The organism is Thiomonas sp. 13-64-67, from assembly GCF_002282795.1.
GTDB lineage: Bacteria > Pseudomonadota > Gammaproteobacteria > Burkholderiales > Burkholderiaceae_C > Thiomonas > Thiomonas arsenitoxydans.
In genome coordinates, this window is the sequence record NZ_NCKP01000087.1 from 1 (window position 1) to 10,405 (window position 10,405).

14 protein-coding genes and 2 pseudogenes are annotated in these 10,405 nt (G+C 65.2%); 10 read left to right on the forward strand and 6 right to left on the reverse strand.

Annotated elements, in window-relative coordinates; all coding sequences use genetic code 11:
* From B7X30_RS14420 to B7X30_RS14435, 4 genes and pseudogenes are all read left to right on the forward strand, one after another.
* Positions 1-198, forward strand: a pseudogene (locus tag B7X30_RS14420) (urease accessory protein UreE); the annotation flags it as partial.
* Positions 188-892 carry an urease accessory protein UreF gene (locus B7X30_RS14425; RefSeq protein WP_286731513.1) on the forward strand — a complete coding sequence of 235 codons (705 nt, stop codon included), beginning with the start codon at positions 188-190 and terminating at the stop codon, positions 890-892. The pseudogene B7X30_RS14420 and the gene B7X30_RS14425, both read left to right, overlap by 11 nt.
* Entirely contained in the window at positions 889-1,566 is a 678-nt protein-coding gene (gene ureG / locus B7X30_RS14430; RefSeq protein WP_286731514.1) for an urease accessory protein UreG, read from the forward strand. Before B7X30_RS14425 ends, ureG begins: the two co-directional genes overlap by 4 nt.
* A gap of 18 nt (positions 1,567-1,584) precedes the next feature.
* A pseudogene (locus B7X30_RS14435) lies at positions 1,585-1,911 on the forward strand (HoxN/HupN/NixA family nickel/cobalt transporter); the annotation flags it as partial.
* Between the two features lie 181 nt (positions 1,912-2,092).
* Here the strand turns inward: B7X30_RS14435 and B7X30_RS14440 are convergent.
* The 3 genes from B7X30_RS14440 to B7X30_RS14450 form a co-directional block, all read right to left on the reverse strand.
* Positions 2,093-2,407, reverse strand: a complete 315-nt coding sequence (locus tag B7X30_RS14440) for a type II toxin-antitoxin system RelE/ParE family toxin (protein WP_013107399.1) — start codon at positions 2,405-2,407, stop codon at positions 2,093-2,095.
* A gap of 4 nt (positions 2,408-2,411) precedes the next feature.
* On the reverse strand, positions 2,412-2,648 hold the full coding sequence (locus B7X30_RS14445; RefSeq protein WP_286731516.1) for a ribbon-helix-helix domain-containing protein: 237 nt from the start codon (positions 2,646-2,648) through the stop codon (positions 2,412-2,414).
* A gap of 201 nt (positions 2,649-2,849) precedes the next feature.
* The gene (locus tag B7X30_RS14450) at positions 2,850-3,245 is read right to left on the reverse strand and encodes a type II toxin-antitoxin system VapC family toxin (protein WP_286731530.1); all 396 of its coding nucleotides are present in this window, start codon (positions 3,243-3,245) and stop codon (positions 2,850-2,852) included.
* A 32-nt stretch (positions 3,246-3,277) separates the two neighbouring features.
* On the opposite strand from B7X30_RS14450, the gene B7X30_RS14455 reads away from it, so the two are divergent.
* The 5 genes from B7X30_RS14455 to gstA all read left to right on the forward strand — a co-directional run bounded on the left by B7X30_RS14455 (position 3,278) and on the right by gstA (position 7,631).
* Positions 3,278-4,258: an aldo/keto reductase gene (locus tag B7X30_RS14455; RefSeq protein WP_286731518.1), complete on the forward strand. Its 981-nt coding sequence runs from the start codon at positions 3,278-3,280 to the stop codon at positions 4,256-4,258.
* Positions 4,258-4,659: an ATPase with chaperone activity gene (locus B7X30_RS14460; protein WP_286731521.1), complete on the forward strand. Its 402-nt coding sequence runs from the start codon at positions 4,258-4,260 to the stop codon at positions 4,657-4,659. Before B7X30_RS14455 ends, B7X30_RS14460 begins: the two co-directional genes overlap by 1 nt.
* A 70-nt stretch (positions 4,660-4,729) precedes the next feature.
* A complete protein-coding gene (locus tag B7X30_RS14465) occupies positions 4,730-6,079 on the forward strand; it encodes an AmpG family muropeptide MFS transporter (protein ID WP_013124405.1) in 1,350 nt (449 codons plus the stop codon).
* Positions 6,080-6,188: 109 nt separating this feature from the next.
* Positions 6,189-6,920 carry a HugZ family pyridoxamine 5'-phosphate oxidase gene (locus B7X30_RS14470; RefSeq protein WP_276707547.1) on the forward strand — a complete coding sequence of 244 codons (732 nt, stop codon included), beginning with the start codon at positions 6,189-6,191 and terminating at the stop codon, positions 6,918-6,920.
* 96 nt (positions 6,921-7,016) lie between these two features.
* The gene (gene gstA / locus B7X30_RS14475; RefSeq protein ID WP_286731522.1) at positions 7,017-7,631 is read left to right on the forward strand and encodes a glutathione transferase GstA; all 615 of its coding nucleotides are present in this window, start codon (positions 7,017-7,019) and stop codon (positions 7,629-7,631) included.
* 30 nt (positions 7,632-7,661) lie between these two features.
* On the opposite strand, the gene B7X30_RS14480 is transcribed toward gstA, so the two are convergent.
* Positions 7,662-8,135 carry a hypothetical protein gene (locus B7X30_RS14480; protein ID WP_286731523.1) on the reverse strand — a complete coding sequence of 158 codons (474 nt, stop codon included), beginning with the start codon at positions 8,133-8,135 and terminating at the stop codon, positions 7,662-7,664.
* Between the two features lie 108 nt (positions 8,136-8,243).
* Between B7X30_RS14480 and B7X30_RS14485 the strand changes: the two genes are divergently transcribed.
* Positions 8,244-8,957, forward strand: a complete 714-nt coding sequence (locus B7X30_RS14485; protein ID WP_286731525.1) for a hypothetical protein — start codon at positions 8,244-8,246, stop codon at positions 8,955-8,957.
* Here the strand turns inward: B7X30_RS14485 and B7X30_RS14490 are convergent.
* Both B7X30_RS14490 and B7X30_RS14495 read right to left on the reverse strand, forming a co-directional pair.
* A complete protein-coding gene (locus B7X30_RS14490; RefSeq protein ID WP_286731527.1) occupies positions 8,889-9,332 on the reverse strand; it encodes a methyltransferase family protein in 444 nt (147 codons plus the stop codon). The genes B7X30_RS14485 and B7X30_RS14490 overlap by 69 nt on opposite strands.
* Positions 9,333-9,367: 35 nt before the next feature.
* Positions 9,368-10,159: a gamma-glutamyl-gamma-aminobutyrate hydrolase family protein gene (locus tag B7X30_RS14495; RefSeq protein ID WP_013107359.1), complete on the reverse strand. Its 792-nt coding sequence runs from the start codon at positions 10,157-10,159 to the stop codon at positions 9,368-9,370.
* Between the last annotated feature and the right edge of the window lie 246 nt (positions 10,160-10,405).

The following is a 10,405-nucleotide window of genomic DNA, read 5'->3' on the forward strand; positions in this document are numbered from 1 at the left end:
CCCGACCCGGTGCTGGCCGACATGCTGCGCCGCATGCACCTGATCGTCACCGAGATGGAGGCCCCGTTCGAGCCCGAGGCCGGGGCCTATGGCGAGGGCGGCGGGCATGGGCAGCATGGGCACGATCATGGGCACGGCCATGCGCATGCGCACGACGACCATCACGGGCAGGGTCACGATCATTCCCATGGGCATTGAGCCGCAAGCCTGCCCCGCCCCGCAACTCGCGATGATGTGGCTGTCCTCCCCCGCCTTGCCGGTGGGTGGGTTCAGCTATTCCGAGGGGCTGGAAGCGGCGGTGGACGCGGGCTTCGTCACCGACGAAGCGCAGACACTGGCCTGGCTGCGCGGTCAGTTGCAGCTCACGCTTGCGCGCAGCGAACTGCCGGCTGCCTGCGCCGCGCATGCGGCCTGGTCTGCAGCAGACCTCGCAGCGCTGCGCGCCGTGCAGACCTGGGTGCTGGCCACGCGCGAAACCTTTGAGCTGCGCCAGCAAAGCCAGCAGATGGGCCGCTCCATGCTGGAGTGGCTACGCAATCTGCGCCCCGACCATCCCGCACTGCCGCTCGCTGCTCAACTCGAACCCGCGCCCGCCTGGCCGCTGGCCTTCGCCCTGGCTGGCTTGGCCCTGGGGCTGGACGCCGAACAGATGGCGCACGCGCTGGCCTTCTCCTGGCTGGAGAACCAAGTGCAGGCGGCGCTGCGGGCGGTTCCGTTGGGCCAGAGCGCGGGGCAGCGCCTGCTCGCCGCGCTTGCGCCCGACATTCCCGCCGCCGTGGCGCAGGCACGAAACCTGCAACACCGTATGGACGACTGGCAGAGCTTCTCGCCCCTGCTGGCCATTCTCAGCAGCCGTCACGAAACCCAATATTCCCGACTGTTCCGATCATGAGCGCACACCCCTCCACCACTGCCAACGCCTCACCGCTGCATCACATTCCCCATCGCACCAAGCGCCTGCCGCCGCTGCGCGTGGGCATCGGCGGCCCGGTGGGCTCGGGCAAGACCACCCTGCTCGAAATGCTGTGCAAGGCGATGCGCGCCCGCTACGACCTCGTTGTGGTGACCAACGACATCTACACCAAGGAAGACCAGCGCCTGCTCACCGTGGCGGGCGCGCTCGAACCTGAGCGCATTCTGGGCGTGGAGACCGGCGGCTGCCCGCACACCGCCATCCGCGAAGATGCGTCGATCAATCTCGAAGCGGTCGACCGCATGCTGGAGCAATTTCCGAATGCCGACATCGTGTTCATCGAAAGCGGCGGCGACAACCTGGCCGCTACCTTCAGCCCGGAACTCAGCGACCTGACGATCTACGTCATCGATGTGGCCGGCGGCGAAAAAATTCCGCGCAAGGGCGGCCCCGGCATCACCAAAAGCGACCTGTTCGTCATCAACAAAACCGACCTCGCTCCGCATGTGGGCGCCAACCTCGACGTGATGCGCGCCGACACCGAGCGCATGCGTCCCAACAGACCCTACGCCATGACCAACCTCAAGACCTTGGACGGACTGGACGCCGTGGTGCAGTTCATCGAAACCAAGGGCTTGCTACAGGCGGGCTGACTCTTGCACCTTCCGACCATGCCGACCTCCAACCGACCGGGCTTGGGCCGACTCGACCGGCGCGCCCTCACCGCCACGGGCCTCACCCTGCTGGCACTGCATGTCGCGGCGTGGGGTTGGCTGCTGGCGCTGCTGCCCGGCCATCCGGCGCTGCTGGGTATCGGTGCGCTGGCCTACTTTCTCGGTCTGCGCCACGCCTTCGATGCAGACCACATCGCCGCCATCGACAACGTCACCCGCAAGCTGCGCCAAGACGGCCAGCGCCCGGTGGCGGTGGGGCTGTTTTTCTCACTCGGACATAGCGGCGTGGTCGTGCTGCTGTCGGTTGTCGTGGCGCTGCTGGCGCGCGATGCCCATACGCTGATCCAGTCTGCAGGGGTGGCCGGCGGAGACCAGCGTCTTGGCGCCGATGCTGATTTAAGTCACATGCCGATAGACAACTAAGCCGTGGCAAACGAGATGCACGCAGCGTCATGTTTGAATTTCGGCACATTGTGGTGATGCTGATTTCTGTCGGCCAGTCCAACTACAAGCCGAAATCGTCCCGGAACCGGTCGATCTGGTGCATCCGCTCATGCAGGAGGGTCACGATGCCAATGTCCCCATTCCAGAGGCGGCGCCAATAGACAAAATGCCGTTCGTAGCGGAAAAAATAACCTTCAATGCCAAAGTCGGCGGGAATAGGCTTGGAATGGGTCTGGTGGGAATCGATGCCGTCGAAAGCCTCGAACAGCCCGTTGATGTAGCGGTCGGCTTGTTCCGTACCCCAGCGATCGCGCGTGTAGCGGTAGATCTCGTCGAATCTCCAGGACGCCGCTTCCTGAAGCCGAATTTGGGCCACGCCGTCAGCCCCGGTTGCGCGCGATCACCTCGGCGGCAGATAGGGGGCGGTACGAACTCTCCGGGGCGGCGAAGGCATGGGCCAGCTCGGCCTTTAGCCGGTCAAATGCTTCTTGCTCTTTGCGCGCCTTGTCACGGCGGATCAGGTCGCGCATGTATTCGCTGATGTTCTCGTAATCACCTTGCTCGCCCACATTGGTGGCGACGAATTCACTGAGTGGCCCGCTGAGACGCACCGTCATGGTCGTGGTCGTTGTTCGGGACATGCTTGGCTCCCAATATAAATGAATATGAATACGGCGGCAAGAATGCCGCAAGCCACTCGTGGCCCTGCGCCGGTCGGTTGGAAGCGTCTGGTTATCAACGATCCGCCGAAGAAAGCAACAGCAGACCCAGCCGAGGTTCGGTGCCCTGCAGTGGAACGACAACACAAGTCTTCTGCGTCAGGCGGAAGTCGTCCAGTTCTCGACGACCAGCCCGGCATCGACGTAAAGCGCAAAATCGGCGGCGTTGTTGGTCACTAACGTGATCCCCAAGGAGATGGCATGCGCAGCGATCATGCGGTCGAAGCTGTTTTTTCTGGCTGGAAACTGCCGGGAGAGTTTTCCAAAAAAAGCCGCAGCTTGCCTGTCGAAATCCTTGATGACCAAGCTGTTCGACAGCGCGGCCAACTCGGGCGGGCTGTGATGCACCTCCAAACCGCAACACAACTCAGCCCAAGTAATTGGCCCAAATAATCGAGCCGACTCCGAGCGCCACCCGCTGGCCGCAGACGGCCCCTTGCGCGCGCGTTGTGCGGGGGGTTTGCAGACGCCGCAAAATACCGGGTGGCTATAGATGTGAAGGCCCGCACACTTTGAAAGAAACCCCTATGAAAACCACCCGACTGGGCCATACCGGCCTTGAAGTCTCGCGCATTTGTCTGGGCTGCATGACTTATGGTGTGCCCGAGCGCGGCAATCATCCCTGGACGCTCGATGAAGCCGCCAGCCGTCCGTTGATTCGGCAGGCGGTGGAACTGGGCATCAACTTTTTCGATACGGCCAATTCCTATTCCGACGGCACCTCCGAGGAGATTCTCGGCCGCGTGCTGCCCGAGTTCACCCGCCGCGAGGAGATCGTGGTGGCGACCAAGGTGCGCTTTCCGTCGAGGCAGGCACCCAATATCGGCGGCCTGTCGCGCAAGGCGATTCTGTTCGAGATCGATGCCAGCCTGAAACGACTGCGCATGGACTATGTCGATCTCTACCAGATCCACCGCTGGGATCCGCACACCCCCATCGAAGAAACCATGGAGGCCCTGCACGACGTGGTCAAGGCGGGCAAGGCGCGCTATATCGGCGCGTCGAGCATGTTCGCCTGGCAGTTCGCCAAAGCCCAGCAGGTCGCGCGGCAACATGGCTGGACGCGCTTTGTCAGCATGCAGCCGGAACTCAACCTGCTCTACCGCGAGGAAGAGCGCGAGATGCTGCCGCTGTGCCGCGATCAAGGCGTGGCGGTGCTGCCATGGAGCCCCCTGGCGCGCGGTCGCTTGGCGCGGCCCTGGGGGGAACACACCCCGCGCATCGCCAGCGACGCGTTCGGCGCCAAACTGTTCGCGCGCACACAGGACAACGACCGCGACATCGTCGAGGCATTGGGCAAGCTGGCCGCGCAACGGGGCGTGCCGCGCGCGCAACTGGCGCTGGCCTGGGTGCTGGACACGCCGGGCGTGACCGCGCCCATCATCGGCGCGTCCAAGCCGCAGCATCTGCTCGACGCCGTGGCCGCCCTGTCGGTCTCGCTCAGCGCCGAGGAGCGGGCGGCGCTGGAGGCGCCGTATCAGCCGCATCCGGTCGTCGGGTTCGAGTAATGTCAGTTCCGCACGGCCGTTCCGAAGGAACTGACCTCCCCTCGGGGGGAAACGAGCGCAGCGAGTCTGGGGGCGGTTTCAGCCTGAACGACTCGCAGCTCGTCGTTCCGCCCTCGTTCATCGCGCTCTATCTGGCGCCGCACCGCAGCCGCCCCAGCGCGCCGCGCGAGGTCATCACCGCGCGCTATGAGTTCTGCGAAGACCTCGCCACGATGCTGACCGAGCACGCCGCGGAGATCAAGTCCAGCCTGCACGTCACCGACGATGATGTGCTGTTGCGGGTGTGGCGCGGCCTGTGCACGCCCGACTCCGGCGTGAACGCTGCGGAAGCGCAATGGGTGGTCAATCGTCTGGCCGAATTGTTGGGTTGGCCCCTGCCGGGAGAGATGGCGCCGGGTTGAGCGCGGGGCTTGGGTATCCTGCGCCCTGGCCTAATGCTTTCATCCCTCGATGTCCGCCCCCGCAGATTCCATGAACGACACGCCGCCCGCAGTTTCGGCCTGGGCGGTTTTCGGCAACCGCCGCATCGCCGCGGTCTTGCTGCTCGGGTTTTCTTCAGGGCTGCCGCTGGCGCTGACGGCGGGCACGTTGCAGGCCTGGCTCACGGTCGAAGGGCTGAGCCTGAAGGCCATCGGCTTTGCCACCCTGGTCGGGCAGGCCTATGTGTTCAAGTTCCTCTGGTCGCCGGCGATGGATCGTTATGCCGTGCCGTTCTGGGGGCGTTGGCTGGGGCGGCGGCGTGGTTGGCTGCTGCTGGCGCAACTGCTGCTGGCGGCCATGCTCGGTCTGATGGCCTTTGTCGGCGTGCCCGGCCCCGATCAGGCAGCAGCCTGGCCGGGGCTGGTGCATGCCGCCGAGCGGCTCGGCGTGGACGCCGCCAGCGCGCGTGCCGTGCCGCTGCTGCTGCTAGCCGTGGGCGTGGCGTTTTTCTCGGCCTCGCAAGACATCGTGATCGACGCCTATCGCACCGATGTGCTGCCCGCCGCCGAGCGCAGCGCCGGGGCCGCCGTGCTGGTGCTGGGCTACCGGCTGGCGATGATCGTTTCGGGCGGTCTGGCGCTATGGCTCGCCACCGATGTGACCGGCTGGCGCGGCATCTACGCCCTCATGGCCGGGCTGATGCTCGTGCTCACCCTCGTCACTCTGTGGGCGCCGCGCCCGCCGCTGCATGCCAAACCGCCGCGCACCCTGCGCGAGGCGGTGGTCGAGCCTTGGCAAGAATTTTTCAGCCGCAAGGGGGCTTGGGTCTTGCTGCTGGCTATCGTGTTTTACAAGCTGGGCGACGCCTTCGCCGGGGCCTTGTCCACCACTTTTCTGATTCGCGGCGTGGGTTTCAGCCCGGCGGATGTGGGCCTGATGAACAAGAGCATGGGGCTGGTCGCCACCATCGTCGGCGCGCTGCTGGGCGGGGCCTTGCAGGCGCGGCTGGGGCTGTGGCGGGCGCTGTTGCTGTTCGGCGTGTTGCAGGGCGCCTCTAATCTGGCCTACTGGGTGCTGGCGATTTCGCCGCAAAGTCTGGCGCTCATGGGTCTGGCGATCGGCGTGGAAAACTTCACCGGCGGCATGGGCACGGCGGCGTTTGTCGCTCTGCTGTCGGCGCTGTGCGATGTGCGCTTTTCCGCCACGCAGTTTGCGCTGTTGTCGGCGCTGTCGGCGGTGGGGCGGGTGTATGTCGGCCCGGCCACGGGCTATCTGGTCGATGCGCTGGGCTGGCCGAACTTCTATCTTTTCACCGTCGTCGCAGCCGTGCCGGGCGTGGTGCTGATCTACTGGCTGCGCGACATCATCGAAGCCCGCGATGTGCAAAACCCGGGCGGGTGAAACGGTCGCGAACGGCCACAAACGGTCATAAAGACCGTTTCAGAGCGCATTCAGCCGAGGTTAAGGCTAGGCTGCTGCAATCGCATCAACAACATAGAGGAACGGCATCATGGCTGATACCGAACGCGCGCTTGCCCTGGGCCAGGAGGCCCGTCTGTTTGTCCGCAATCATCAAAATGGCGTGCTGTCCACGCTGTCGAAGCGGCTGGACGGCTTTCCCTTCGGCTCGGTCTCGCCCTATGTGCTCGACCACGAGGGACACCCCGTCATTCTCATTTCCACCCTGGCCGAACACACCAAGAACATCGACGCCGACCCGCGGGTGAGCCTCATCGTGCATCCCTGCGCCGAAGACATGCAGGCCGCTGGCCGCGTCACTTTGGTCGGCCGCGCTGAACGCCTACCCGACAAGGCGGGCTTCGGTGCGCGCTACCTGCGCTACCTGCCGCAGGCCGAGAGCTATTTCGCCATGCACGACTTTCACTTCTATCGTTTGCGGGTGGAAGACGTGCGCTTCATCGGCGGCTTCGGCAAGATCCACTGGATTCGCCCCGAGCGTTACGCCCCGCCCGCCGCGCCCGCGCTGGCCGCTGCCGAGGAGGGCATCCTCGCGCACATGAACGCCGACCATGCGCACAACCTGCGCGAATACTGCCGCCATGTGCATGGCGTGGAGGTACTGGACGCGGCGATGGTCGGCATCGACTGCGATGGCTTCGACGTGCGCGCCGACGGCCATGTGCTGCGCGTCAACTTCCCCGAGCCCGTGCTCGACGCCGAGGCCGCCCGCGCGGCCCTGGTCGAACTGGCGAAACAGGCCCGCACCACGGCCCCGGCGTGAGTTGGGCAGCGCCTGCAGAAAACCGCGCCCCGACTTACGATGACTCCCCGTCGCCAAGGCAACAAGACTGCGGCGATACTTCCTGGAGACTCTGATATGAAGCTTTTCTACAGCCCCGGCGCCTGCTCGCTCTCACCGCACATCGTTCTGCACGAGCTCGGCCTGCCGCATGACGTGGTCAAGGTCGATCTCAAGACCAAGCAGACCAGCGATGGGCGCGACTTCCGCACCATCAACCCCAAGGGCTATGTGCCTACCCTGCAACTCGACGACGGCACCATCCTCACCGAAGGCCCGGCCATCGTGCAATACCTGGCCGATCGCAAACCCGAGATGCATCTCGCCCCGGCCAACGGCACGCTGGCGCGCTATCAGTTGCAGGAATGGCTGAACTTCATCTCCACCGAGTTGCACAAGCAGTTCAGCCCGCTGTTCAACCCGGCCAGCAGCGCCGACCTGATCGCCGCGCAGAAGGCCAGGCTGGCCGAGCGCTTCGCCCTGATCGCCCAGACCTTGGGCCAACACGACTACCTGCTGCCCAGCGGCTTCAGCGTGGCCGATGCCTATCTCTACACCATCCTGACCTGGGCCGGTTTTGTCGGCGTGGATCTGTCGCCCTGGCCCGCCTTGGTGCGCTACAAGGCGCGCATGGAAGCGCGTCCTGGCGTGGCCGCCACCCTGGCCGCCGAACGCGAGGCGAAAAAGGGCTGAACGCTGATTCAGGGCCCGCGGCGCACCGCGTCAGAACGGTGCGCCGAAAATCGCCCAGACGCCCGACAGAATGGTGGGCACGGCGAGCACGATGTTGATCGCAGACAGGGCGCGAATCTGCGCGGCGTGCGCGCAGGCCGCGCCCCAGTCGCTGCGCGCAACGGCGCTGTGCATGCGCAGGAAGGGCACGAAAAAGATATATAGCGCGAGCAGCACCATGAGGCTGCCCAGCACCACCATTACCCATTGCGCTGAGCTGAGCACGCCAAACCCGCCGCGCAAAAACACCATGCCGTAGCCGGTGATGACCAGCGACGCGCCCGCACCCCAGATCACGGCGAAAAAATTACGGAACAGTCCATAAAGCAGCCGAGCACGCGGCTCGGCCTGCGCGATGGCGCGTTTGAGCGCGGGCGCCAGAAAGCCATCCATGAAAAGAATGCCGCCGATCCAGATGACCACGGCGAGCAGATGGATGAATTGCGCGAGAGAGTTCCAGTTCATGGCGTGGGGCAGATCAGCAAAGTGGCTTCATTGCAGCAGAGTTGCGTGATGTGTGGTTTGACGTGTCTCACAAGCCGTTTGTCGGCTGGGTTCAGTCACAATGGACGCATGTCGTTTGTTTCTGCCCCTATTGCGTTCAAATCCCGACCTTTGGGGATGCTCAGTGGCGCCCTGCTGTGCTGGCTGCTGCAGTATGGCAGCGTGCAGCACGCGGCCGGGCAGGTGGCGGCCTTGTTTCAGGCGGCTATTGCGGTGGCTTGGGCCATGCTGTTGCTCTGGCTGTTGCCCGCGCTCTGGGGCGGAGCGCTGTTTACTGTGCAATGGGCCTGCCTGTATCTCGCCGTAGACCGCTCCGCGCTGTGGCGCGTGGCGCTCTTGTTCGGGCTGATGGCGGTGCTGATGCGGGCTGCGGCGCAAGGGCGCAGGCGATCGCGGCTGGGATTCGCGGCAGGCGTGGCGCTGCTCGCCGTCTGGGCCTGGGCGACGGGGCAAGGCGGGGTGGGGCTGTTGACCCTGGCCGCCGCGCTGGCTTTTGTGCTCGGGCTTCATCAGGTGCGCTGCGCCCAGATGCAGCGACAAGACCTGATGCGCTGGCGCTTCTATCAACTCTGTGTGGCCGCGCTGTTGCTGCCGTTGGCGGCGGTGGCGTTCAGCCCGAGCTGGAGCTTTCTGCCGGGCTGGAGCGCGCTGGGCGCGATGTTGCTGCAGGCGGTATGCGGTGGGCTGGCGTTCCCGTTTCTGCTGGCTGCGGCCTTACCAGAGGCCAGGAATGAAACGGCGGGTGACGCGCGCATAACCGGCGTAGTCGGGCCAGACGCCTGAGAGCAGCCGCTCTTCCATCGCCGCCTTGAAATTCAGCACCACGCCCAGCGCGATCCACAGCGCCCACTGCACCGGGCTGTGCGCCGCTGTGGCGACGCCAGCCATGAACAGAATCAGCGCGACGTACATGGGGTGGCGCATCCAGCGGTAAGGCCCGGTGGTCACCAGATGCGCGCCCTGGCGTGGTTCGGGCACGATGTTGAAATTGCCCGGTCGGTTGTGCCAGAACACCCAGAGCACCAGCACCGCGCCGGCTGCAAGCAGCGCGAGCGCGGGCCAGCTCAGGCGCCAATGCGGCGCGGGCCAGCCGAACATCAGGGCGAGCAGCCCGAACTGGGCAGTCACCCAGAGCCGGGCGAGGGTGTGCGTCTGCATGGTGAGTGTCTTTCAGGCTTGTCAGGCGCTGCGCATTACCAGCGGCGCTTGCGCACGTTGCGCAGGAACTCGTCGAGGATGGGGGTGCAGTCGAGCAGCTCGGGGTTGGACGGGTGATGGAATTCCGGGTGCCACTGCAGGCCCAGCAGAAAGTTGCGGCCGGTGCCGCGTATGGCTTCGGGCAGGCCGTCTTCGGGGCTGATGGCGTCCACCACCAGATCGCGGCCGAGCGAGCGTACCGCCTGATGATGCACCGACACGATGTTGAGTGTGCCCGGATCGACTTCGGGGTAGAGGCGGGCCAGCAGGCCGCCTTCGGTGAAACGCACCGGGTGGAAATGGCGGTCGTAGGCGTCGCTGAGATGCTGGGTGTGGCTGTGGGTGAGTTGCGTGGGCAGATCTTGGTAGAGCGTGCCGCCCATGGCGACATTGATGAGCTGCGCGCCGCGGCAGATGCCGAGCACGGGCTTGCGCACTTCGATGAACTCATGCAGCAGTTCCATCTCATAGCCATCGCGCACCGGGTCGCCCGCCCATTCGGGCTTGAGCGGTTCCTCGCCGTAGCTGTGCGGGCTCATGTCCGAGCCGCCCTGGAGAATCAGGCCGTCGAGCGCGTCGGCGTAGTCGCTCAGTCGGATATTGCTGCGCACAATGCCGCCGCCCGTCGCCACCGTGGGCACCATGAACACCAGCACATCGCGCGACATGGCCCAGTGCGCGACCGACTGCTCCAGATACTGCAGCGTTTTGCTGCGCAGCCCGGCCTGCCCGGGCTGGGGATGGTCGATGCGTGCCGAAATGCCGATTTTCAGAGGTTTGGTCGCCATGAGAGTGCTCGCTGTGGCAAGGATGGATTCATCTTATGACGACCGGAGTGACCGGGCGTTCCCTAGGGCCTGTTAACGCTATTGGTGCCCTCGCGTTGCCCACAGACGGGGAGGGATGCAAGGCGGAGGTGCGAGGCAAGGCTATCTGCCTTGCCTCGCACCGACAACGCCGCAGACGCCCCGTCTGGGGGCAACCCTTCGGGCCGGGGGTCTGGGCGGCGCACTGCCACGTTGCAGTCCGCTTGT